The 24,200-nt window shown below is 57.5% G+C and carries 23 protein-coding genes; 8 read left to right on the top strand and 15 right to left on the bottom strand.

The genetic code is table 11. The features are described 5' to 3' along the window. Nucleotides 1–66: 66 nt before the first annotated feature. Complete coding sequence (locus OS190_RS14825) at nucleotides 67–1,320, bottom strand: sarcosine oxidase subunit beta family protein (protein ID WP_267159498.1); 1,254 nt, start codon at nucleotides 1,318–1,320, stop codon at nucleotides 67–69. Between the two features lie 397 nt (nucleotides 1,321–1,717). Then, entirely contained in the window at nucleotides 1,718–3,148 is a 1,431-nt protein-coding gene (locus OS190_RS14820) for a Glu/Leu/Phe/Val family dehydrogenase (protein ID WP_267159497.1), read from the bottom strand. Nucleotides 3,149–3,530: 382 nt separating this feature from the next. On the opposite strand from OS190_RS14820, the gene OS190_RS14815 reads away from it, so the two are divergent. The 3 genes from OS190_RS14815 to OS190_RS14805 are packed head-to-tail and all read left to right on the top strand — an operon-like array spanning nucleotide 3,531 to nucleotide 6,081. Next, nucleotides 3,531–4,988: a Tad domain-containing protein gene (locus OS190_RS14815; RefSeq protein WP_267159496.1), complete on the top strand. Its 1,458-nt coding sequence runs from the start codon at nucleotides 3,531–3,533 to the stop codon at nucleotides 4,986–4,988. Nucleotides 4,989–4,996: 8 nt separating this feature from the next. Beyond that, a complete protein-coding gene (locus OS190_RS14810; RefSeq protein WP_267159495.1) occupies nucleotides 4,997–5,524 on the top strand; it encodes a TadE/TadG family type IV pilus assembly protein in 528 nt (175 codons plus the stop codon). Then, the gene (locus OS190_RS14805) at nucleotides 5,521–6,081 is read left to right on the top strand and encodes a TadE/TadG family type IV pilus assembly protein (RefSeq protein WP_267159494.1); all 561 of its coding nucleotides are present in this window, start codon (nucleotides 5,521–5,523) and stop codon (nucleotides 6,079–6,081) included. Before OS190_RS14810 ends, OS190_RS14805 begins: the two co-directional genes overlap by 4 nt. Before the next feature lie 52 nt (nucleotides 6,082–6,133). Here the strand turns inward: OS190_RS14805 and OS190_RS14800 are convergent, their stop codons facing one another. The 5 genes from OS190_RS14800 to OS190_RS14780 form a co-directional block, all read right to left on the bottom strand. Continuing rightward, nucleotides 6,134–6,631 carry a hypothetical protein gene (locus tag OS190_RS14800; RefSeq protein ID WP_267159584.1) on the bottom strand — a complete coding sequence of 166 codons (498 nt, stop codon included), beginning with the start codon at nucleotides 6,629–6,631 and terminating at the stop codon, nucleotides 6,134–6,136. Nucleotides 6,632–6,694: 63 nt separating this feature from the next. After that, a complete protein-coding gene (locus OS190_RS14795) occupies nucleotides 6,695–7,198 on the bottom strand; it encodes a periplasmic heavy metal sensor (RefSeq protein WP_267159493.1) in 504 nt (167 codons plus the stop codon). 1 nt (nucleotide 7,199) lies between these two features. Further along, nucleotides 7,200–7,565, bottom strand: a complete 366-nt coding sequence (locus OS190_RS14790; RefSeq protein WP_267159492.1) for a hypothetical protein — start codon at nucleotides 7,563–7,565, stop codon at nucleotides 7,200–7,202. After that, nucleotides 7,555–8,154: an RNA polymerase sigma factor gene (locus tag OS190_RS14785; protein WP_416237415.1), complete on the bottom strand. Its 600-nt coding sequence runs from the start codon at nucleotides 8,152–8,154 to the stop codon at nucleotides 7,555–7,557. The genes OS190_RS14790 and OS190_RS14785 overlap by 11 nt, the downstream gene beginning before the upstream one ends. A gap of 49 nt (nucleotides 8,155–8,203) precedes the next feature. Next, entirely contained in the window at nucleotides 8,204–8,755 is a 552-nt protein-coding gene (locus tag OS190_RS14780) for an EF-hand domain-containing protein (RefSeq protein WP_267159490.1), read from the bottom strand. A gap of 193 nt (nucleotides 8,756–8,948) precedes the next feature. On the opposite strand from OS190_RS14780, the gene OS190_RS14775 reads away from it, so the two are divergent. Beyond that, on the top strand, nucleotides 8,949–9,368 hold the full coding sequence (locus OS190_RS14775; RefSeq protein ID WP_267159489.1) for a DUF983 domain-containing protein: 420 nt from the start codon (nucleotides 8,949–8,951) through the stop codon (nucleotides 9,366–9,368). Nucleotides 9,369–9,393: 25 nt separating this feature from the next. Then, nucleotides 9,394–10,089, top strand: coding sequence for an NUDIX hydrolase (locus OS190_RS14770; RefSeq protein ID WP_267159488.1), 696 nt, complete (start codon nucleotides 9,394–9,396; stop codon nucleotides 10,087–10,089). Nucleotides 10,090–10,202: 113 nt separating this feature from the next. Here the strand turns inward: OS190_RS14770 and OS190_RS14765 are convergent, their stop codons facing one another. From OS190_RS14765 to OS190_RS14755, 3 genes are all read right to left on the bottom strand, one after another. After that, the gene (locus tag OS190_RS14765) at nucleotides 10,203–11,213 is read right to left on the bottom strand and encodes a hypothetical protein (protein WP_267159487.1); all 1,011 of its coding nucleotides are present in this window, start codon (nucleotides 11,211–11,213) and stop codon (nucleotides 10,203–10,205) included. Between the two features lie 91 nt (nucleotides 11,214–11,304). Then, the gene (locus tag OS190_RS14760) at nucleotides 11,305–12,264 is read right to left on the bottom strand and encodes an EamA family transporter (RefSeq protein WP_267159486.1); all 960 of its coding nucleotides are present in this window, start codon (nucleotides 12,262–12,264) and stop codon (nucleotides 11,305–11,307) included. A 14-nt stretch (nucleotides 12,265–12,278) separates the two neighbouring features. Continuing rightward, nucleotides 12,279–13,217: a fatty acid desaturase gene (locus tag OS190_RS14755; RefSeq protein WP_267159485.1), complete on the bottom strand. Its 939-nt coding sequence runs from the start codon at nucleotides 13,215–13,217 to the stop codon at nucleotides 12,279–12,281. A gap of 119 nt (nucleotides 13,218–13,336) precedes the next feature. On the opposite strand from OS190_RS14755, the gene OS190_RS14750 reads away from it, so the two are divergent. Further along, nucleotides 13,337–14,197, top strand: a complete 861-nt coding sequence (locus OS190_RS14750) for a helix-turn-helix domain-containing protein (RefSeq protein ID WP_267159484.1) — start codon at nucleotides 13,337–13,339, stop codon at nucleotides 14,195–14,197. On the opposite strand, the gene OS190_RS14745 is transcribed toward OS190_RS14750, so the two are convergent. The 4 genes from OS190_RS14745 to OS190_RS14730 form a co-directional block, all read right to left on the bottom strand. Then, nucleotides 14,194–15,666, bottom strand: coding sequence for a carnitine 3-dehydrogenase (locus OS190_RS14745; RefSeq protein ID WP_267159483.1), 1,473 nt, complete (start codon nucleotides 15,664–15,666; stop codon nucleotides 14,194–14,196). The genes OS190_RS14750 and OS190_RS14745 overlap by 4 nt on opposite strands. Then, complete coding sequence (locus tag OS190_RS14740) at nucleotides 15,666–16,094, bottom strand: lipocalin (RefSeq protein WP_267159482.1); 429 nt, start codon at nucleotides 16,092–16,094, stop codon at nucleotides 15,666–15,668. The genes OS190_RS14745 and OS190_RS14740 overlap by 1 nt, the downstream gene beginning before the upstream one ends. Nucleotides 16,095–16,210: 116 nt before the next feature. Continuing rightward, on the bottom strand, nucleotides 16,211–17,119 hold the full coding sequence (gene bcoG / locus OS190_RS14735) for a 3-dehydrocarnitine:acetyl-CoA trimethylamine transferase BcoG (protein WP_267159481.1): 909 nt from the start codon (nucleotides 17,117–17,119) through the stop codon (nucleotides 16,211–16,213). Between the two features lie 163 nt (nucleotides 17,120–17,282). Further along, the gene (locus OS190_RS14730) at nucleotides 17,283–18,326 is read right to left on the bottom strand and encodes an aldo/keto reductase (RefSeq protein ID WP_267159480.1); all 1,044 of its coding nucleotides are present in this window, start codon (nucleotides 18,324–18,326) and stop codon (nucleotides 17,283–17,285) included. A gap of 203 nt (nucleotides 18,327–18,529) precedes the next feature. On the opposite strand from OS190_RS14730, the gene OS190_RS14725 reads away from it, so the two are divergent. Both OS190_RS14725 and metG read left to right on the top strand, forming a co-directional pair. Next, complete coding sequence (locus OS190_RS14725; RefSeq protein WP_267159479.1) at nucleotides 18,530–19,753, top strand: MFS transporter; 1,224 nt, start codon at nucleotides 18,530–18,532, stop codon at nucleotides 19,751–19,753. Between the two features lie 67 nt (nucleotides 19,754–19,820). Next, nucleotides 19,821–21,533, top strand: coding sequence for a methionine--tRNA ligase (metG, locus tag OS190_RS14720; protein WP_267159478.1), 1,713 nt, complete (start codon nucleotides 19,821–19,823; stop codon nucleotides 21,531–21,533). A gap of 30 nt (nucleotides 21,534–21,563) precedes the next feature. Here the strand turns inward: metG and OS190_RS14715 are convergent, their stop codons facing one another. After that, complete coding sequence (locus tag OS190_RS14715) at nucleotides 21,564–24,155, bottom strand: methyl-accepting chemotaxis protein (RefSeq protein ID WP_267159477.1); 2,592 nt, start codon at nucleotides 24,153–24,155, stop codon at nucleotides 21,564–21,566. Nucleotides 24,156–24,200: the final 45 nt, after the last annotated feature.

Genomic DNA, 24,200 nt, shown 5'->3' with positions numbered 1-24,200 from the left:
ACAGTCGTCTGGCACAGCCCCTGAATCCTCTGCCGCCGAAATCCATGCCATCGCGCGCGCCCAGATCTAGTGCAGATTATGCTGTGACCCTGTCGCCTCTTCATCCATCAACCCGTACCCGCTGCGGAACCGGTCGAGCCTGTAGGCCGCCGCCGCCTCATGCGGCTCGCCGGTGGCAATCAGATGCGCAAAGGCATCCCCCGAGGCCGGCACCGCCTTGAACCCGCCGTAACACCAGCCGCAATTCAGAAACAAACCTTCCGTCTGGGTCTTGTCGATAATCGGAGATCCGTCCGGCGTCATGTCCATGATGCCGCCCCAAGACCGCAGGACCTTGGCCTTGCCGATCATCGGCATCAGGGTCATGCCTGCCTCCATCACATGTTCCATCATCGGAATGTTACCGCGCGCCGCGTAAGAGGCGTAAAAGTCCAGATCCCCGCCAAAGACCAGACCTCCCTTGTCTGACTGGCTGATATAGAAATGTCCCATGCCGAAACTGATCACATGATCGATCACCGGCTTTATGCCCTCGGTCACAAAGGCCTGCAGGACATGGCTCTCCACTGGCAGGCGCATGCCCGCCATTGCCGCCACTTGAGAAGACCGCCCGGCGACCACCATACCGACCTTCCTGGCCCGAATAGGACCGCGCGTGGTCTGTACCCCCATCACCACCCCCTGCTCGATGTCGATCCCCGTCACCTCGCATTGCTGGATCAGATCCACTCCGCGCTGGTCCGCACCGCGAGCATAGCCCCAGGCCACTGCATCATGGCGCGCCGTGCCGCCACGCCGGTGCAGCAGCCCGCCGTATATCGGAAACCGTGTGTTGTCGAAATCCAGATAGGGCAGCAGATGGCGTACCTGATCAACGTTCAACAGTTCCGCATCGTCCCCTTGCGCCGCCATCATGTTACCGCGTCGTGCAAAGGCATCGCGCTGCCCGTCCGAGTGACACAGCATCAAGACCCCGCGCTGCGACATCATCGCATTGTAATTCAGATCCTGTTCCAACCCTTCCCAGAGTTTCAGGGAATGGGAATAAAACTGCGAATTGCCTTCAAGTCCGTAATTCGCCCGAACAATCGTGGTATTGCGCCCGACATTACCACCGCCAAGATAACCCTTCTCAAGAACGGCAATATTTGTCATGCCGTGGTTCTTGGCCAGATAATAGGCGGTGCTCAACCCATGCCCGCCGCCGCCAATGATGATGGCGTCATATTCGGCCTTGGGTTCGGGGTCGCGCCAATGGGGCGTCCAGCCCTTGTTACCGGTCAGCCCCTCACGCAACACGCGCAACCCTGAAAACCGCATGATACAAATCCCCCTTGGTCTTGCCACCATAAAGCCAGCACCGCGCCGAGGGTACAACGGCTTTCTGCACCGACTTGTCCTCTAGCGACATGAATCCGCCGCCGCCGCCCCCTCTGCTTGAACCCACGCCAAACCGGGGCCTCGGCGCAACCTTTGTGCGCCAATCCAAAGGTGCCACAGGATCTCAGCTTGCTGTCACCTTGACCAGGGAGCGCCTGTCAAAACGCTGCTGCCGCGCCAACAAGGCCGCAGAGAGCGCCACTTCATCGCGATGTTCATAAGTGCATGACGCCCGCCAGTTAACAGCGCTGGCTAGACCCCATGCGCCAGGGAACCGGACGTCATGCAAAAGGGATGAATGCGCGGCGTGGCATCGTTCTGCCCGCCGCGCAGGCCACTAAAGGCCTTTGGCCTTGTAGCTTGCTGCAACCTTGTTGATCGACACCAGATAGGCTGCGGTGCGCAGGTCGCTGACATCGTCGCGACCGTGCCAGACTTCCGCCATCGACTGATAGGCCGTCGACATTGTGTCATCGAGACCCGAGCGCACCAGCTCCAGTTCGCCGGCACCGCGCAGATACTTCTTTTTAAAGTCCGGTGACATCGACCAGGCATCCCCCAGATAGCGGTCAAGTCGCTCAAGCTCATCCACCACCAACTGGTGACGCGCCTCTTCCTGACGACGCTGCATGCGGCCAAAGCGGATGTGACTGAGGTTCTTGACCCATTCAAAATAAGACACAGTCACACCACCGGCATTGGCATACATGTCGGGAATGATCACCGTCCCCTTCTCACGCAGGATTTCGTCCGCACCTGCGGTGACAGGACCATTGGCAGCCTCGATGATCAGCGGTGCCTTGATCCGCGCCGCATTACTGAGGTTGATCACGCCTTCAAGCGCCGCCGGGATCAGAATGTCGCATTCCGCCTCCAGCAACTTGGCACCCTTGGCTTCCATCTTGCTGTTGGGATAGCCGGTTATGGTGCCGTGTTTGGCGATCCACTGATGTACCGATTCCACATCCAGCCCTGCATCATCAAACAATGCTCCGTCGCGCTCGATGATCGCGGTGATCTTACACCCGTCCTCCTCGGACAGGAATTTGGCCGCATGATACCCCACGTTGCCAAGGCCCTGCACCACCACCCGCTTGTCTTGCAAGGTTCCGCTCAAGCCGGCCTTTTCCATCCCCTTTTCATCTTTAAAGAACGCCTGCAGGGCATATTGCACGCCGCGCCCGGTGGCTTCGGTGCGTCCCTGAATGCCACCTGCATTGGTAGGTTTGCCTGTCACACATGCCACGCCGTTGATGTCCGTGGTGTTCATGCGTTTGTATTGGTCGGCGATCCAGGCCATCTCGCGCTCGCCCGTGCCCATGTCCGGTGCGGGCACGTTTTGGGCCGGATTGATCATGTCACGCTTGATCAACTCATAGGCAAACCGGCGGGTGATCAATTCAAGTTCATGTTCGTCATAATCACGCGGATCGATACACAACCCGCCCTTCGAGCCACCAAAGGGAGCTTCGACCAGCGCACATTTATAAGTCATCAAGGCCGCCAGCGCCTCGACCTCGTCCTGATTCACACCCAGCGAATAGCGGATGCCGCCCTTGACCGGCTCCATATGTTCCGAATGCACGGACCGGTATCCGGTAAAGGTCTGGATCTTGCCTCGCAGACGTACGCCAAAACGCACCGTATAGGTCGCGTTGCAGACGCGGATCTTCTCTTCCAAACCCGGTGGCAAGTCCATCAGCGCCACAGCGCGGTTAAACATGATATCCACACTTTCGCGAAAACTCGGCTCGTTGGAAGGCTGCATCGGTTACTCCTGTCATTCTGCTATGGACATATCACGCGAAAACCGGCGCGCGCTTCGGGTCTCGTTCTTCCCCTGGCGACTCGGTTCGGCAATACAATCCTGACGCCACCCTAACGGGCGCATTTGCAAGGTGCGACTTTAATAATCGTTAACGCCGGAGAAATGGACTCTGGCGAAAAATGGACGGCATTTTTCTGTAATTGTTCGCAACATTGAAACAGCCACCCCGTTTCGGCAGCACTGGTGAGCAAATTGCCTGTAAAATGCCTATATTTGCCAACGCTTTGCCCCATTTCCGCCATGTTCGAAGCGCACAACCAACGGAAGGAAAAGTCCGCCCAAAGGTATGGGATGCCCTCAGGGGGTTTGACTGGAGAGGTTAATGAAGATGACACATGAACACCGCAAACCGCGCCCGAACCTGCGCGATTTCACTGCATTCTACCGCGCCTTTGCCAAGGAAGAGGACGGCATCATCACCGCGTTTGCCTGCTTCATGATCTTCATGATGTTGTTGATCGGCGGCATTGGCGTCGACATGATGCGCCACGAGATGGAGCGCACGCGCATTCAAGCCGTCGCAGACCGCGCGGTGCTTGCGGCCGCCGACCTTGACCAGACCTTGGACCCGACGTCGGTTGTTCAGGACTACTTTGCCAAATCCGGCATGGCCGATTTCGTGTCCCAGGTATCTGTTGACCAGGGCCTCAACTACCGTACCGTGACGGTGGATGCATCGACCACGATCAATACCCAGTTCATGGATTTCATGGGTGTGGATACACTGAATGTGCCGGCGATTTCTGCCGCCGAGGAAAAGGTCAACAAGGTTGAGATTTCCATGGTGCTCGATATTTCGGGGTCCATGCGCTACAACGACAAGATGCCGAACCTGCGTGAGGCAGCGGGCGCATTTCTTGATGCGGTTCTCAAACCGGAAAACGAAGACCTGATTTCGGTCTCGGTCATTCCCTATACCGCTCAGGTCAACGCAGGCGAAGACATCTTCGACCTGATGGATGTGCAACAGGACCACAGTTGGTCCTATTGCATCGACTTTACCGATGCCGATTTCAACAACAGCGCGATCTATGCCGGTTTTGGTGGCAGCGAGCCTTACAAACACATGCAGCATTTCGATGTCAGCGGCAGTTTCAATGGCCAAAGCAGCGGCACTGACAACATTTCAAACCCCGGCTGCCCGAAACGCGATTTTGAAACAATATATCCGTTTTCGCAGAACAAGGCCTTGCTGAAAGCGCGTATCAACCAGTTCCAGCCCCGTGCCAACACGGCGATCCACCTCGGCATGAAATGGGGTGTCGGGATGCTTGATCCTGAATGGCAGTCGTTCAACGCGGTATTGCCGGACATCGACGCTGCCTTCCGCAGCCGTCCGGCCGCCTATTCTGACCCAGATGTGCCGGGTTCAAACGAGACCCTGAAAACCATCATTCTGATGACGGACGGTGAAAACGTAACAACCCAACGTATCAACGACAATTATTACGCCAACTACAACCACTGGCGTCACTGGTCGAACTATCCTTTGAATTGGTACCTGAACAGATACGTGCGCTCACGCGACCACTGGAAATGGAAATATACCAAATACACGCCAGGCCATGCTGATTCCTTGCTGAGCAACATCTGCGATGCAGCCAAGGACAATAACATCGTGATCTGGTCCATCGGGTTCGAAGTTACCGACCACGGTGCCGACGTCATGCGTGACTGTGCCTCTTCCCCAAGCCACTTCTTCCGGGTGGAAGGCGTCGAGATCAAAGAAGCGTTCGAATCCATTGCACGCCAGATTAACCAGTTGAGGCTCACACAATGATACGGCCTATGAACAAGATCCTGCGGCGGTTCCGCCGCGACGAGGACGGCTCTGCCCTCCTGATCGAATTCGCCATCTTTGTACCGCTCTTGTTTGGTGCATTCCTGATGTCGGTCGAGATGGGCATCTACTCCATGCGCCAGATGTATTTGGATCGCGGTCTCGACATTGCCGTGCGCTTTATTCGCCTGAATACCAACACGAAATACACGCATGATGACATCAAACAGATGATCTGCGACAATTCAGGCTGGCTGGAAAATTGCGACGAGACCCTGCGCCTCGAAATGACCGCGATCAACCCGCGACAGTTTGCGCAATTCGATCAAGACGCAGACTGTGTCGATACCTCTCAACCGGTACAGCCGGTGCGCGGCTTTACCCTTGGTCGTCAGAACGAGCTGATGATGTTGCGCGCCTGCGTCAGATTCAAGCCGGTCTACCCCACCAGCGGATTGGGCCATGCCTTTGAAAAAGACGGAACAGGCCGGGCCAGAATGATCTCCACCGCCGCCTTCGTACAGGAACCATCATGATGAATATCTCATACATTAGATCTCGCCTGATCGGTTTCCTGCGCGACGATGAAGGCAACGTCGCAATGGAAGCGATGATCGTACTGCCGGTCATGTTCTGGACCTTCTTGTCGGTCTTCTCGATCTTTGACGCCTTCCGCACCTACAGCATCAACAACAAGGCGGCCTATACCATCGGCGACTCGATCTCGCGCGAAACAGCCCCGATTGATCAAGCTTACCTGAACGGTTCGCTGCAGCTTTTTGAATATCTGTCCCGCAGTCAGGGCAAATCGACCTTGCGCGTATCCTCGCTGTACTATGACGCTGATCAGGACAAATTCAAAACCGATTGGTCCAAGGTCAGCGGCAGCAAACCGGAGCTGTCAGACGATGCCGTTGCCGGCTGGACCACCAAACTGCCGGTGATACCCGACAATGAACGGATCACGCTCGTCGAAACCTGGAGCAGATATGACCCGCCGTTCAAAACCGGTCTTGAAGAACGCGAGATCAAGAATTTTGTCTTCACACGCCCGCGCTTTGCGCCCCGCGTTTGTTGGACAGAATGCGACTGATGCCCGCCTGGCGAAAAAATTGCCCAGACCACCGAGATTTGCGCGATCCCGCCTAATGGTGTGGGTCGCGCATATTTATCAAGGCCGACAAGATTTCGGACATGTATTTCGTCTGGCTGCCAGGTGTCATCCCGCCAATACCGATGCGCCGCCCCATGCGCCACCACAATCCCGGCCGCCAGACACGCGACTGGACAACATTTGTCTTCAAGAGGAACCCGTTTGACGGCTTAAAGGCGAAAAACCCGCGATCCATGGTTTGAATATCCTCAATCCGCGCGATCACCGTGCCATCCCCATCGCGCAGCTCTTTCGGGGTCAGTTCCACCCAGCTTGAGGTGGATTTGCGCATCACCTGTGTGCACCACAATGATGCCCCCCCCACGAGGATCAAAAAGAATTGCCACCCGATGGAAGGCGGGTTGGCAAAGGCAACATAAATCAACAAGACCCCCAGAAAGCCAAGGGATACCAGCCCCAGAATACGGCGTCCCATTGAGGCACGGACCACGGCCAGAACTTCATTCTCGTCTTCAAATTTCACAGTGATGCTCCGCTCTGGTTCACGGATCACGTATCCTGCAGCCGCCCCATGGGCAAGCATCCATGCCCGTCAGTGACGTTTGCGGCCACTGTGTCCGCGCCGCATTAATCGCTCTTCCAACCTGTCGGCCACAGCGGCACGTTCCGCAACAGTCATTTCACGCACGATTTCCAGCCAGGCATCCTGCGCTTTACCCATGACCTGTTGGGCGGCCTTGTTCTGAGCCATGAACAACCCTGCGACACGGTCTGCATCAAAAGGCGAAGCCCGCATTTCATCAATCAACTGCTGGTGAAGCACCCGCCGTTCCGCGCGGCTCGGCAATCCACCGCCGTGGGCTTTCAACAGATTGTTCAACCGGTGCTGGTCGGCCCGCGGCAAGGCCCGCACAAAGGGCGCACCATAGCTCGGCATCCTTTGGCCCATCTTGTGTCCGCCTCTTTCATGCCCAGCAAGACGCAGTGCGGCACCGGCAAAAACCCCTATGAAAACAAGGTTCAGCGCCAGGGAAATCCCAAAGGCCCATTTAAGGCCACGGGCTCTTGCGTGTTTCGAACTGTCGATTTCACTCATCTCAACCCTCTTCAATATCCCAGCCGAACGCCGTCAATACGCCCCCGTCGAAATCCTCGTCCAACGCGTCAACCTGATCCGCTTGAACTCCGAACATCGCCCCGGCCAGATCCGGCAGGCCCTGTGGCGGCGCAACACCCAGCCAAAACCCCATGCAGCAGGCGGTAATCAACCCGCCCAGCCCCTGCAGGCCGCCCAATCCACCCAACCACCTGCGCCATTCGCCGCGCGGTGCCATGGGTTGCACCGCTTCGGCGTCCGCCAGCACCCGCGCCATCAAGCGCGCTGGAACCTCGGCCGGGGTGCGGCGCGCTTCCTGAAACATCGCTTCAAGAGCGACATCTGCCATCTTGTCATCATCCATCATGGTCATACCCCAATGCGTCACGCTGCCCGATCAACGCCTGCGTCAAGGCGCGTTTCCCCCGAGCGGTCAGGCTTTCCACCGCTTCGACACCCGTGTCCAGAATGACCGCAATCTCAGGGTTGGCCAATCCATCAATATGTCTCAACACCACTGCCTGTCTCTGTCGATGCGGCAATGCGTCGAGCGCCCTTTGCAAGGCATCCGCTCTCGCAGCATCCTGCAGGCCCTGCTCCACATGCGCCGCCGGATCGGCGGGTTCGTCAATGTCATCCAGCCTGGTACTGCGCCGCATACGCAATCGGTCGGTACAGAGATTTGCCACAACGCGATACAGCCAGGTTGTAACCTTGGCCTCGCCCCTGCGCCACGCGGGGGCAATCCGCCAAAGCCGCAACATCGCCTCCTGCGCCACATCTTCTGCCTCCGCGTGATCCCCCAACACCCGCAGGGCATGCCCGAACAGGCGCGGCGTCAACGCGGTCGTCAACCTTCGCGCAGCAACCGCATCGCCCTGCGCATACCGCGCAAGCAATGCAGCTTCGTCATCCTCCTCCGCGGGAGATAAAGGGGGTCTGGTCGACATATCCATCTTGGCTAAGCGGCTCGGGGGCACAAGACAAGCACCCCCGAACAGCGTATCAATCCGCGTGGCGCTTATGACCATGACCTTTGCTGGCCTTTGCAAATTCTTCCGCACTCAAACTACCGTCCTTGTCCGCATCAAGACGCTCGAACATCTTTGCCGGATCATGGCGCCCGCTCATCTCTTCCAGGGACAACTTACCGTCACCATTGGTATCCGCACGCTGCATCATCTTGGCGGCGCGTCTGCCGTGCCGCCCTTCCGCAGCTTTCTCCAACTCTGCTGCATCCAGCTTGCCATCGCCGTTGGTATCATGACGTTTCAACATCTTTTCGGCGCGTTTCCCGCCTCGGTGGCCCCGCATCTCATCGGGGGTCAGAAACCCGTCCTTGTTGGTATCGACTGTTGCAAACCTTGCGGCGGCATGCGCCTTCAGCTCTTCCTGGGTGATCGCACCACTGCCATCTGCATCGATCTCCTTGAACATCTCTGCACGGCGCTCGGAAGTGTCGTTCGACTTGGCCGAAGCCGCCCCGCTTGTTGCCATGCCGCCCGCTGCAATCAGGCCTGCCAAAAGTACCATCTTCATGTGTGAAGCGTTGATCATCGGTTTCTCCATTTGTTGATCTTGTGACCCGTTCTTTCGGGCCATGTGATCATCAAACGCATCAGAGACTGATTTCCGTCGCAACAATTCCGGGGTTTGCGCGGATTTTTGCGACATCGCGCCGCATTCACCACCTCACCCCTTTCTTTTCTGACCCAAGCGGGGCAAACGAAACGGATCCAAAGGACCAGTCATGACTTATCAAGCCTTGCCCGAAACCGACCAGAGCAAACTCATACCCGCCAGGGTCAAGCACCCCCTCTGGGGCGCAATCCTGCGAGGCTGGCGCGGGAATTGTCCGAATTGTGGTGGCGGACCCCTGCTGAAAAGCTATCTAAAGGTGAACGACGATTGCGCCGTGTGTCGCCAGGAATTTCACCACCACCGCGCCGATGATGGGCCTGCCTATCTCACGATACTGTTCGTTGGTCATCTGATGGCCCCACTGCTGCACATCGTGTTTGTCACCTGGCGCCCCGAACCTTTAACGCTGTTCACGATTTTTGCGGTTGGATGTGTCGGCTTGTCGCTTTACCTTCTGCCCAGACTGAAGGGGGCCATGATCGGCTTTCAATGGGCCAAAGGCATGGGCGGGTTCGGCGACGATAGCTGACATCCCTTGCATTAAGGGAACGACCATGACCACCGACAAGAGCCAGATTCGCAACGCAGCCACCGTGATCGTCCTGCGCGACAGATTGACAGCACCGCGCATCCTGATGGGGCAACGCGGAGCCAAAGCCGTGTTCATGCCTAACAAGTTCGTGTTTCCCGGCGGTGCCGTCGATGACACGGATGCCGATATTCCACTGGCTGCTCCCCTGCCCGACCTCTGCGCAAACCGCCTGACCGAAGACGCCGATCCAGCCCTGGCCCATGCCATCGCTGTTGCCGCCATCCGGGAGTTGTGGGAAGAAACCGGTCTGATCCTTGGACGACCCGGCACTTGGGATATGCCCCCACCCCCCGACTGGGAAAGTTTTGCCGCCACCGGCTATGTGCCTCATGCCGCGCCCTTGCAATTCACTTTCCGCGCCCTGACCCCGCCAGGGCGACCGCGCCGCTTCGATGCCCGCTTCTTTCTGGTGGACGCAGATGACATCGCGTCGGATCTCGATAACTTTGACGCCGCTTGCGACGAACTCTCACATCTGCAATGGGTGCCGCTGAGCAAAGCGCGCGCCTTTGACATGCCTTTCATCACTGAAGTTGTCCTGGCCGAAGTCGAAGCCCGCGCAACCGACCTCAACCCGCCTGCGAGCGTCCCCTTTTTCAAGAATAACGATGAAGAAAGCCTGTTTTTGCGCCTGCGCGGCAAACCGATGGACGGATAACAGATCCCGCCAAACGCGCCAACAGACTGCTACAGCCCGCTTGCGCGGAACGTCCCGGCCGCGACCACGTGCGGCCTACACATCAAAAGACTCAAACCTCAGCCGAATTCCGGTCAATTCATGTCATGGTACTTGTTGAAATCTTGTTGAATACGGCCTCTTGTCTTTTTTGACGTACTGAAAGACGCCGCGTTGCTGCGTGCTTTTTTCAAACTCGCCAGAGCGGTTTTTTGCAGTGCCTGAACCTTCTTCGCTTTCTTCTGTGTGGCGGCGGCACTTGCCTTGATTTCCTTGCAAAGATCATTCAGCCGCTTTTCTAGGTTCTTCTGCTTGTACAGCGCGTGCCCCGCATCTCCCGCCTCCCAGACAAGACCGAAGGCGGCGGTTTTCTTGCCCAGAGCTTCGGCAGCTTTGCTTTGCTGTCCGGCGGCGGCAATCGACCCGTCAGCCACAGTATAAACGGTTTTCAACGCATCCGGCGGACCCGAGGTTTCGCCCACAGCGTAATCGATGGCACGCCCCCCAATATCCGACGCGACAAGTGTCGCCGTCAGCGCGAACATCGTGCCTGCGACACCCAATGGCGGGAGCAACGTGCCCGCCCCCACCAGAACAACCGCAAGGGCCGCCTTGGCGGATTTGCTCTTGGTTGTTTTCTCTGCCGCCTTCAAATCCTTGATGATTTGTTCCAGCGTGCGCTTTTGCACAATCGCCTTGGCGCCTTCTGAAGTAAGCAAGCCAAGCAACGGCATGAATGCTGCAATCTTGACATCTATCTGGGCGTCATAAATTACCTGATAGACATGATTGCGTTGTTCGACCCATTCCAATACCTCACCACATTGCTCATGCAGTGTGTCCAGTATCGAAAACGATTCAACCTTCCCGCTTTTGATGTCCTTCACCTCTGCGACAAACTCTGCCCGCAACTTTTTGAGATAGGCTATGTCTTTCTTCCAGGACGCAACATCCTTGCCACTTCCGCCCTTCGCCGCACTGGTGCCCAGCAGCCGTTTCGCATTGGCGATTACTGCATCCATATGTACGATCAACGTACTGACGAGAACCTTACCCGGTCTTGACTCCAGAAAAATTTGGTGTTGGTTTTTTGTTTTTGTTGCCATGTCAATAAATCCTAAAAATAGTGCAAACTGGCAGCCAAAAATACGACGCCCGCACAGGAAAGATGGCTTTTTCGCGTAAATCGGTCAAGTTTTACGACAGGCGTGCAGCTTCGCCGTCCTGTAGGACCAGGATCAACATCAGGATCGACACCACCAGAATTGCCATCCCAGCCCCTTCCCGCACCGAGATTTTTTCGCGGAAAAACAATACCGAGGCCGCAATGCTGAAAATGATCTCCACTTGACCCACCGCTTTGACATAGGCCGCGTTCTGCATGGCAAAGGCAATAAACCAGCACAGCGACCCCGCCATCGAGGTCAAGCCGATCCAGAGGGCAATCCGACGCGCGCGCCAAACTGCTCCGATTTGGCCCGGTTCGCGCAGCCGCAACCAGATCAGCATGATGGCTGTCTGCAGGGCCACCACTACGGCCAGCGTCAACCCCGCCCGCAAGACCGGATCCAGCGACACCACGGCGAGTGTCGCACCACGATAGCTTACCGCGGAAAAGGCAAACAATAGGCCAGACGCAATGCCCAGCGCCGATGCCCGGTTTCCCAGATCACGCAGTTTGAATCCCGTGGCCGTCGGTGCCGCCGACAGTAATATCAGGCCGGCAATCCCCAGGGCAATCGCCCCGAAACCAAGGGCAGACACGCCCTCTCCCAGCAATAGCCATCCGACAATAACTGTCTGGATCACTTCGGTCTTGGTAAAGGTCATGCCTACCGCAAAATTACGCTGCTTGAACAACAAGACCGCACAGATTGTCGCCGTGATCTGGGCCGTGGCCCCCAACAGGCCAAATGCCCAGAAGCCGGGTTCAATGGCCGGTACCGTGGCCCCGGTAGACAGCAGATACCCCAACACCATCACAAGGATGAAAGGCAATGAATAGAAAAACCGTGAAAACGTCGCCCCAGCCGCCGTCAGGGTTGCCGTGGCCAGATGCTTTTGCAGCATGAATCGTACCGTCTGGAACACGGCTGCAGTCACGGAAATGAAGATCCACAGATCCGTCATCCAGGCCTCGGTTTGGGTGGCTATCATGCCTCCCTATAGGCCTATTCGTCAGGGGCCTGCCAGAGCGGATGCGCAACCGGGTCCTTGCTGCGCAGAAAATACAATGCAAAAACCTGCCAATAGGATCCAAAGACATAGCCCCGGTTCATCCGCACAAACCGGTCCTTGCGGGCCTGATAAAGGCGGGGCAGTTCATACCAGGCGACCTGCGGATGCATATGATGGACCGCATGGAAGTTGTTGTTGAGAAACAGAAACGCCAGAATCCCACGATCCTCGATGATGACACTGCGCCCGGCCGCTTGAACATAGGCGCGGTGCTCCAGAAAGGTGCGGATCCGCAGCACTGACATCGCCCCGAAACAGGCCAGAACATAGGACCACAGCGGCACCGTAGACAGGTGCACCAGCCAAAGTGTCACCAAGACCCCCGGCAGATGCGCCAGCCAATGCCAGACCACGTCCCATTCTGCGCGCCTCATGCGCCGCAGATCATCGCGCAAAAAGGCCCCGATCCCGATCACCGGTCCAACAATCATGCGCCCCAACAACGTATTGTTGAACCGCAACAGGTTCTGTTGCCAGGCAGGCAGACGGGACCAGACCGCAGGATCAAGATAGGCACTTTCGGGATCGTCATAGGGGTCGGTCAGGTGCGCCTCTCTGTGATGCGCAAGATGCAACGCCCGAAACCGCAGATAGGGTACACATAATCCGGGCTGGAATATCCCTAACAGGGTATTGGCCCAGGTTTTGCGAAACAGCCCGCCATGCAGGATTTCATGACTGAAGGAGGAATGCAGCGTCAGGGCAAGAACCAGCATCAGCCATTGCACCTCGCCCCAGCCTGCAGGCAACATCAAGGCACCGGCCCAGACCACAAGACAAACCAGCAAAACTCCCAGGGTCGGCCAGCGCCAGTTTAGCTGGCTCATCGCAATCGGGGGCAGTTGGATGTCGCTCATTTCGGTCTGCGTCATAGAGATCCCTATAAAACCTGCCATTTCTGATGGCCTCGTGTCAGATTGGGTGAATTTTCATGGTCTGGATATTCCAATAATGATTAACAATGCCATGAAGGCGTGATATTTATCACCGTATGCAGATAATTTCCGACAGAATCGGCCGTGCACGGGATTTTCGCCTGCGGCTCGCTCAGGCACTCAAGGCGTCGGATATGACGCAAAGCGCGCTTGCCCGCGCGATCAAGACCGACCGCTCCACCCTGTCTCAGGCACTGGGTGACAAGGGCACCCGCCTGCCCAGCGCCCATGTGGTTGCTGCCTGCGCCAGCGTTCTGGGCGTGTCCTGTGATTGGTTGCTCGGTCTGTCCGACCGCCCCGAAACCGCGGCTGACCTGCTTTCCAACAGTTTCGAAGTCAGCCATGCCCCCCGTGCCCAGGCCGACGAACAGATCTATGCCTGGCACCGGGAGGCGGCAGGATACAAGATACGCCATGTTCCAGCGACCCTGCCTGACATGCTCAAGACGGAGTCCATGCTGAACTGGGAATATGGGCCGCATCTGGGTCGCACCAGACAACAGGCGATCAATGCATCACGCGACCGGCTTCAATGGATGCATGATGCGGGGTCCGAATATGAAATCGCCTTGCCCCTCTATGAATTCGACAGCTTCATTCGGGGAACGGGCTATTATGCGGGCCTGCCCGCCACCACCCGCATGGAGCAGACAGATCAGCTTATCCATCTGACAGAACAGCTTTATCCGCGCTTGCGGATCTACCAATTCGACGCTCGCCGCCTCTATTCCGCGCCGGTCACGATCTTTGGTCCCCTGCTTGCCGTGCTTTATACAGGTGGTCATTACATGGCGTTTCGCGACCGCCGCCGCGTCGAAACCTTTACCGGCGATTTTGATACCCTGATCCGGGAAGCCAAGCATACTGCCCGCGATGCGCCGAAGCTGCTGCGAGAGATGCGCGAACTGATCCGCTAACGCGCAGCGCCGATCCCACGTCCCAAACCTTCAGGCGGTGCCAAACCCGCATGCCCCTCAGCAATCCACGTCAGGGCGGCCTCGATCTGCGGCGCCGGGACCGAGGGTTTGCGGGTTTCCAAACTCACATGCAGCAGAAAATGTTCTCCCGTCGCCAGCACCCGTTCACCCTCTCGCATGGTATGAAACAGATGCATCTTCTTGCCTGCGCCCAAAATCACCTGCGTCGTGATCTCGATCACCGCGCCTGCATGCACCTCGTCCAGATGCCGGATATGGGTCTCGGCAGTGAAATAGCTCCCGCCCTTGGAAATATAGGCTGCATCACAGCCAATCATTTCCATAAACCGGTCCGTCGCATCGGCGAAGGCCTGTAGATACCGGCTTTCGGTCATGTGACCATTGTAATCCGTCCAATCCAGCGGCACCGTGCGTCGTGCCGTCAGCACCGGCTGATCCGCATCAACCTCATCTGCATGCGCACCCAATATTGTGCCCTCGCGCATGATTCTTTCCTGCGCATTCAACAAGGCTCCCGCGCCCCAGTTCTGCGCCTTCAACCCCCGCATCACCGTCACCAGATTGTTGTCGCGGATGCGCTCCAATTCGCGAATGGAATGCATCCCAGACTGCGCATCCGATTGCTCCGCGATCCTATCCACCAATTCGTCCGTCAACTCCGGCACATCCATCAGCTTGGTCCATGGCCAACTCAGGCAGGGACCGAATTGCGCGATGAAATGCTTCATCCCTGCTTCGCCACCGGCCACGCGGTAGGTCTCGAATAATCCCATCTGCGCCCAGCGGATGCCAAAGCCATACCGGATTGCGTCGTCGATCTCCTCGGTTGTCGCAATCCCGTCCTTGACCAGCCACAGTGCCTCGCGCCAGACCGCTTCCAAAAACCGATCCGCCACATGGGCATCAATCTCTTTCTTCAAATGCAGCGCATGCATCCCCAGCGCAGAAAGTATCGCCTTGGCGCGCTCGATAAGCGCCGCTTCCCCGGCCTCACCCGGCACCAGTTCAATCAGTGGCAGCAGGTACACCGGGTTGAACGGATGCGCGACCATGATCTGCCCCGGCCTTGCCGCGCCCTGTTGCAACTCGCTTGGCTTGAAACCAGACGTGGACGACCCGATCACGGCCCCCTCGTCACAGGCCGCCTGCACCTCTGCAAACGTCGCGTGCTTGATCTCCAGCCGCTCCGGCACGCTCTCCTGTATCCACTCGGCACCAGCGACAGCCTCGGCAATCGTGGCGTGAAAGCTCAAACGCCCCTCATCCGGCAGGGCCACATCGGTCAGCCCCGGCAGGGAGCGCCGCGCATTGGCCATCACTTCGCCAATCTTGCGCTCCGCCTGCGGGTCCGGGTCAAAAACCTGTACGTTCCAGCCGTTCAGCACAAACCGCGCCGCCCAGCCGCCGCCGATCACGCCGCCCCCAATAATCGCTGCCGTTCTTGTCATCACTTGATCTTTCGTAATTGGCTGACATCCCAGCCGTTGAAATCCAGAATTTCCATCGCCGCTTTGACGCGGTCCGCTCCCGGTTTGCCCGAACGATCCAGCACCGCCGCCCAGCGCCCATCCGCATCACCGATGGCCGCCGTGCGAAAGCCCTCATCAACCCACATCACCACCAGCGTTTCCTCCGCACCCGTCCGGCGCAACACGCCCGGTGCCGCAATCAGATAGGGCGTATCACCCCCGGCAGTGCGGCGCAGATACACGCCGTCCGTTGCCGCAAGATAACGCACCGACCCGGCGCAACGTCCCAAACACGCCACCGTTTGCCATTCTCCGGCAAATCGTGCCGCATCAAACCGGCTGGTCCCTGCAATCACCGCTGTCGGATTGCGAAAACCGATTTCCACATCCGCAGGGGGTTCAGCCACGCAACCAGCCAGCGCCAAAGCCGCCAGCACTGCTGCACCGCGGCGGTGCACAGGGGGTGTACCGGGGGTGCACGCAGGATGCCGCCCCGTTTTCAGGCCATTTTCTGCGTCTGCGTTCACTTCGGTGCACGCTTGCTCAGCCCCAGTTTCTCACGTACCGCTTCCGGCCCGATCACCCGCGCACCCATGTTTTCGATGATGGATACCGCGCGTTCGACAAGTTGGTAATTCTCGGCCAGCACACCTTTCTCAAGCCAGAGGTTATCCTCAAGCCCCACGCGCACATTGCCGCCCGCCAGCACAGATGCCGCGACATAGGCCATCTGATTGCGCCCCAGACCAAAGCCCGAAAACGTCCAGTCTGACGGCACATTGTTGACCATCGCCATAAAGGTATTGAGGTCATCCGGCGCGCCCCATGGCACCCCCATGCACAATTGCACCAGCGCAGGCGCGTCCAGAACACCGTCCGCAACCAATTGTTTTGCATACCACAAATGGCCCGTGTCAAAGGCTTCGATCTCGGGTTTCACGCCCAGCTTGGTCATCATCCCGCCCATGGCGGTCAGCATGCCCGGCGTGTTGGTCATCACATAATCGGCTTCGGCAAAATTCATCGTGCCGCAGTCCAGCGTGCAGATTTCCGGCAGGCACTCGGCGATATGCGCCACCCGCTCGCTCGCCCCCACCATGTCCGTCCCCTCGCGGGTTGGAAACGGATTTTCCACATCGCCAAACACGATGTCACCGCCCATGCCGGCGGTCAGGTTCAACACCACATCCGTGTCGCTGTCGCGAATGCGTTCGGTGACTTCACGATATAGTTTCAGATCTCGGCTTGGTTGCCCTGTCTCCGGATCGCGCACATGGCAATGCACCACCGCCGCCCCCGCCTTTGCCGCCGCAATCGCACTGTTAGCAATTTGTTCAGGTGAGCGCGGCACATGCGGGCTGCGGTCCTGAGTACTGCCAGAGCCGGTCACGGCACAGGTGACAAAAACGTCGCGGTTCATCGTGAGAGGCATAGGAGGCGTTCCTTGATCAGAGCATTTGGGTCAAAGCATGCGACAGGCAGCGTCCGAAGGCCATGCCGAAAACGACTGCTTGAAACATCCGTAACGACACAGATGGCCGATGGGTGTTCCTTCAAAGAATCCGGTGGGAAACGTCGCGAAGTTTCCGCCGCGCTCAATAGGGCAAGGGATGTGTCCTGTTGACCTCGTCCAACGCTTCGAAAACCGCGTTATCCAGCGTTACCTGTGTTGACCCAAGAGCCACTTCCAATTGCCCCATCGATGTCGCACCAAAGATCACGGACCCGACAAAGGAACGCTGACAACACCATGCCAGCGCCATATGCACCGGATCCAGCCCGTGATCTGCTGCCACTTTCAAATAGGCATCGACTGCCTCGAAAGCACGCGGCCCCTTGCGTCCACCAAGATCGGGATTCAGCGACAAACGCGACCCTTCAGGTACAGCGCCACCTTGATATTTGCCCGTCAACAACCCGGTCGCCATCGGAGAAAATGCAAACATATCAATGTTTTCATTGATACACGCCTCTGCCACATCCGTATCCGCCATGCGGCACATCAACGAATATTCATTCTGAATCGAAATCGGCCGGGGCCCGCCCGTTTGCTTTGCCATCTGCGACCACATCGTCATGCCCCAGGCGCTTTCATTGCTCAATCCAAAATGCCGGATCGTGCCACGCTCGACCTCGGCCTGCAGGGCCGCCATCGCATCTTCCATATGGGCAATCGTTTCAGTCCGGTCCTGATTTGAAGGATCAAACCGCCAGTTGTTCCGGAACATATAGCTTCCGCGGTTGGGCCAGTGGAACTGGTAGAGATCAATGTAGTCGGTCTTGAGCCGGCGCAGCGACCCTTCAATCGTTGCCGCAATTGTCTTGGATGAGATCGGTGCGCCGTCGCGCACATGTTCAAGGCCTTCACCGGAATGTTTTGTCGCCAGAATCACCTCCTTGCGACGTTTGTCTTTTTCCAGCCACTGACCGATGATCTGCTCTGTACGACCCACGGTATGGGCGCTGACGGGATTGACCGGATACATCTCGGCTGTGTCGATAAAATTGATTCCGGCATCCAACGCATGATCAATCTGTGCGTGTGCCTCCTCCGCAGTGTTCTGCGTCCCCCAGGTCATGGATCCCAGACAAAGCTCCGAAACCAGCAGACCGCTGCCACCAAGATTGTTCATTTTCATCTCTGTATTCCCATTGTGTCGGCACCGTAAAACTTTGACTGCACCCTAAGGTCCTATTGCGCACCTTCAAGCGTAAACAGCGCTGTGCGAAGCCTGCAACCGGACAAACGCTTTCACCCGTCTGCTCCCAAGGATCTGACACCATTTCACATGCCTTGCGTTTTTCACTTTGGTTCCCCTGCCAAAAATGCCTAAGTCCTTTTATGCGCCTTCTCATATCCTTTGCTGCCCTATTCTTTTCAGTTCTGTTGCTGCAGCTTTCTTCAGGAGGCGTCGGACCAATTGACGTTTTGTCGGGTTCGGTCCTCGGCTTCTCCCGCCAGGAAATCGGCATGCTGGGTTCGGCACATTTTCTGGGCTTCTTCATTGGCTGCTGGTGGGCGCCACGCCTGATGGGGTCCGTTGGACACAGCCGTGCCTTTGCAGCCTTTACGGCCATGGGCGCAATTGGGTTGATGGCGCATATGCTTGTGATTGATGCCTATGCATGGGGTATTATGCGCATGGCATCCGGTCTTTGTGTCGCCGGATGCTACACGGTCATCGAGGCCTGGTTACAAGCCAAGGTCACAAACGAAACCCGCGGCCGTACCATGGGCATCTACCGCGTTGTCGATATGCTTGGCAGTCTGGGTGCGCAGATGATCGTCGGTATCCTCGCACCAGCATCTTATGTGTCCTACAACCTTTTGGCCATCGGGTGTTGCGCCGCCCTGTTGCCGCTGACCTTGACGACAATCAAACCGCCCGAAACCCCCGCATCCCCGCGATTGCGGCCTCGTCTTGCCTATGATCGCTCGCCCCTTGCCGCTGCCGCGGTCATTGTCGCCGCCCTGTCAAGCGCCTCGTTTCGAATGGTCGGTCCGATCTATGGTCAGGAAGTCGGGCTAAGCGCCGGACAAATCGCCTGGTTTCTGTCGGCTTTCGTGCTGGGCGGTGCCTTGGCGCAATTTCCGGTCGGCTGGCTTGCCGACAAATACGACCGGCGCTGGGTACTGGTCTGGCTGTCGGTTGCAGCCATCTTCAGTTGCGGCGTCACGATGATGTCCAGTGACCTCGGTACCAATGGCGTCATGCTGTCTGCGGCGCTGTTTGGTTTTACTACCTTTCCGATTTTTTCTGTTGCCGCCGCTCATGCCCATGACTTTGCCAGCGATGACGAACGCGTCGAACTCTCTGCTGCCCTGATGTTCTGGTTCGCGACGGGTGCGATTTTTGCACCCTACATAGCCTCTGTCCTGATCGAAGGATATGGGCCCGCAGCCCTCTTTGCGATGATTTCCGTCGGACATGCGCTGTTGGTTGTGTTTGGTATCCTGCGGATGCGCGCCCGTCCCGCACGGGCCAAACGCACACCCTATATCTATGCGCCGCGCACCTCCTTTGTTGTGGGGCGACTGCTGCGCAAGGATCGCAATAAACGTTAGGCCCATGGCCAATTGATCCTGCGGTCCGCTCGGTCTATGTCAGGCACAACCGCCCAAAGGAAGATTCATGGCCCGCCACCTCATCACCTCCGCCATCCCATATATCAATGGCATCAAACACCTTGGCAATCTCGTCGGCAGCCAACTGCCCGCCGATCTTTATGCCCGCTATCTGCGGGCGCGTGGCCATGAGGTCCTGTTTCTTTGTGCGACCGATGAACATGGCACCCCGGCCGAACTTGCCGCGGCCAAAGCCGGTCAGCCTGTCGCTGAATACTGCGCTGAAATGCACGAGATCCAGGCGGATATCGCAACCCGGTTCGGCATGTCTTTTGACCATTTCGGACGCTCTTCGTCAAAGCAGAACCATGCCTTGACCCAGCATTTTGCAGGCGTACTTGCGGATCAGGGTCTGATCGAGGAAGTTACCGAAAAACAGGTCTTTTCAATTGCCGACGGCAGGTTCCTGCCCGATCGTTACATCGAAGGTACCTGCCCCAACTGCGGTTTTGACTCTGCGCGCGGGGATCAATGTGACAATTGCACCAAACAACTCGACCCGGTCGACCTGATCGAGCCGCGCAGCACGATTTCTGGCTCCACTGATCTGGAAATGCGCGACACCAAACATCTTTTCCTGCGTCAAAGCAAGATGAAGGACCAGCTGGATACCTGGATCAACACCAAAGACGATTGGCCGATCCTGACGACCTCAATCGCGCGCAAATGGCTGCATGACGGTGACGGTTTGCAAGACCGCGGCATCACCCGTGACCTCGATTGGGGCGTCCCGGTCAAGCGGGGCGATGCCCCCTGGCCCGGGATGGAGGGCAAAGTGTTCTACGTCTGGTTTGACGCGCCGATTGAATATATCGCCTCATCCCAGGAATGGGTCGATGCAGGCAAGGGCCGGGATTGGCAACGCTGGTGGCGTACCGACAAAGGTGCCGATGACGTGCGCTATACCCAGTTCATGGGCAAGGACAACGTCCCCTTCCATACGCTCAGCTTTCCGGCAACGATCATGGGGTCCGGCGAGCCCTGGAAGCTGGTGGATTATATCAAGTCCTTCAACTACCTGACCTACGACGGTGGGCAGTTTTCCACGTCGCGCGGGCGCGGCGTCTTTATGGATCAGGCACTTGAAATCCTGCCTGCCGATTATTGGCGTTGGTGGCTGCTCAGCCATGCGCCCGAAACCTCGGATGCGGAATTCACATGGGAGAATTTCCAGAGTTCGGCGAACAAGGATCTTGCCGATGTGCTGGGCAATTTCATCAGTCGTATCACCAAGTTTTGCCGCTCGAAATTCGGTGAATCGGTTCCAGCAGGGGGCAGCTTTGGTGCCTCCGAAGAGGCCTTGATTGCGGACCTGACCGCACGTGTGGCCCGGTATCAGGACCATATGGATGCCATCGAGGTGCGCAAATCCGCACAGGAACTGCGGGCGATATGGGCGGCGGGCAACGAATATTTGCAAGCCCAAGCGCCCTGGACCACCTTCAAGACGGATCCCGACAAAGCGGCGGCTCAGGTACGTTTGGCTTTGAACCTGATCCCGCTTTACGCGACTCTGGCCGCGCCCTTTATGCCAGATGCCTCGGCCTCCATGCTTGCCGCGATGAAGGTCGAAGATGCACCATGGCCGGATGATGTTCCCGCTGCCCTGACCCGCCTGGCGGTTGGCCACAGCTTTGAAGTGCCCGAAGTTCTGTTTGCAAAAATCACCGATGACAATGTCACCGAATGGAGCGCACGGTTTGCCGGCAAACGGGACTGACGACGCGGACCGCTGGTTTACGCCAAAAGGCTAGAATTCCTCCCAGCCTTCGACAGCAATCTGCGCATGACGATCCAGAGCCAGATTGCCATTCACACTTGTCTCACGCAATTGGGGCATCATGTTTGAATCTCTGCGCGCAGCCCCCAGTTGCGTGGCCTTCATCTTGAAGCGGGAGACCGCATTCACCAGCGCGTCAGCTTCGGCGGTCAAAGCGTGGCTTGCCGCTGTCGTTTCTTCGAACATCGCCGCGTTTTGCTGCGTGACATGATCCAGTTCATTCACAGCGGTGTTGATTTCAGCCAGCCCGTTGGATTGTTCGCGTGCTGAAACCGCAATGTTGGACACCCGGTTGGAAATTTCCGAAACCGAGACAACGATGGAGGCCAGCGCCTTGCCGGTACGGTCAACCAGATCGACACCCTGCTGAACCTGCTCGCCGCTTGCGCTGATCAGTTCATTGATCTCGCGCGCTGCCTCCGACGATCGCTGCGCCAAGGCGCGCACTTCGGTTGCAACCACCGCAAATCCCCGCCCTGCCTCGCCTGCCCGTGCGGCTTCGACTCCTGCGTTCAAGGCCAGCAGATTCGTCTGAAAAGCGATATCGTCGATCACCGTGGTGATTTTGGAAATCTCCTGCGAGGAATTTTTGATGCCATCCATGGCTGCCACAGCTCTCAGGGCGATTTCTCCACCTTGTTCGGCATTGCGCTGTGCGTCTGCTGACATCTTGCTGGCTTCATCGGCACCCTCCGCGGCTGAATGGACCGACACGGTCAATTCATCAAGCGCCGCTGCGGTTTCTTCCAGGGTGGCGGCCTGCTTTTCGGTGCGGCGCGACAGGTCATCTGCTGCTGCGGTGATCTCATTCGTTTCATTTCGGATCGAATCCGAATTATGCATCACCGCAGAGATCGCATCGCGCAGCGACAGAACGGTGGCGTTGAAATCATCACGCAGCTTTGTATAGGCCTCGGGAACCTCCTCTGCGATATCGCATTCCAGATCTCCGTCTGCCAGCTTTCTCAGGCTTATTCCCAATAGTTCGACCACTGTGTTTTGTTCTTTGGCGACACGCTGGCGGTCGGCCTCGGCGCTTTTGATCGCTTTATCCTGTTCGGTGACATCCGATCCGATAAAGCTGACATATTCAATGTTGCCCTCCTCGTCCTTGCCGACGGCAAAACACCCCTCGACGATAAAGGTGGTATCGGCAAGCACACTGAACGCCTTGAACCGGCCCGGCTGGATCTCTTCGTTGAACACCCGGCGGGAGAATTCGAGGCCGCTGGAATCATCGGGGATGTTGTTGGCAAACATCCGCGCCAGGGAGCAGACCGACGTATCCTCCAATTTGCCATTGATCATCGAAAGAAAGTTCTCGTTCGCATCTGTAACCTTGCCCGCATTGCTAAAGCTGACGCGCGCCTGTGCCGCATTGATGGCGGCAACCAATGCCGCGTCCTGGGCAGCCTGCGTACGATCCATCCATTCAACGACACACCCCGCCTGCTGCCCGTCAGCGCCGCAAACCGGACTTGTCGTCAGGCGTAAAATGCGGGACCCGACACGTAGATTCAGCGTAGTGTTCACACCCGATGTCACCTCCCCACGCGCGACGGTCCCAAGCAGGGATTCGTTGAGAAGGCTGAAGCGCTTGACGCTCTGACCGATCAGAGCGTCAGAGGTCACATCGGGCCAGAAGCTGCCGATGTCCGGTTGTAGGCGCTCGATCAACTCGATGCATCTGGGGTTCACGAAACGCACCTTGAAGGATTCATCAACCATCATCATCGCCGATGCCGAGGCTTCAAAAGCGGCGCTTTTGAACATGTTTTCCGATTGCTGCGCACGGGCTTCGGCCAATGTGTTGCGCAGTTGGTCCAGGCGCCCGGCCATCAAGCCGATTTCATCCCGGCGTGCGGCATAGGGCACGCTGGCCGCATAATTACCCAGGGTAACCAGGGTCATCGCCTTTCCCAAAAGCCGCAGCGGCCGGGACAAACGCGAACGCAAAAACCATCCTGCACCCAGCAGGGCCACCAGAAAGACAACAAAGGCGATACCGGTCGTTTTCCATCTTTCTCGGGCAAGCGCGGCAAGTGCCGGCTCGGATGTCCAGAGGGTCACCACACCTCCTACCGGTTGGTTTTCAGACCCGAAATGGCTGGGCGCAACAATACGCAGGCCATCGCCAGAAACCATGCCAGATTGAGCGGCCATATTTTCCTGCGCCAGGTCGGTCAGTTTCCCGGCAACCGGTTCGAACATCCCGTGGCCGGTGCGAAACAGCACAGTTTCATTGGCATCAAAGACCATGACCCCCAGCAGATCCTGACCGGAGTTTTCCATCACCCCGTCGACAAGTTGCGTCACCGCATCGACATTCCCGAACTTGATCGCGCCGCCCATTTGCATCGCCAACAGGTCTGTCACGTCCTGCGCACGGTGGCCGATCGCCCTGATTGTTCTGGTCTTGACGTCCTGGCCATTGCGCAGTTCGATCACTGCAACCACCATCAGGACACAAATCGCCACCATAAAGGTGCATTTGAAAAACAGACTGTGAATCAACTGGACACGGCTCAGGCGTCCGGTTTCACCAGTGTTGCTGTCAGACATGATGCGGTTCCTTGACACTGCTGAGGCTCATTATGAAGCCTTTGG

This window comes from Sulfitobacter sp. F26204, assembly GCF_026410305.1.
Lineage (GTDB): Bacteria > Pseudomonadota > Alphaproteobacteria > Rhodobacterales > Rhodobacteraceae > Sulfitobacter.
Note: the sequence above shows the minus strand (reverse complement) of the source record. Positions and strands in the feature narration are given on the sequence as shown.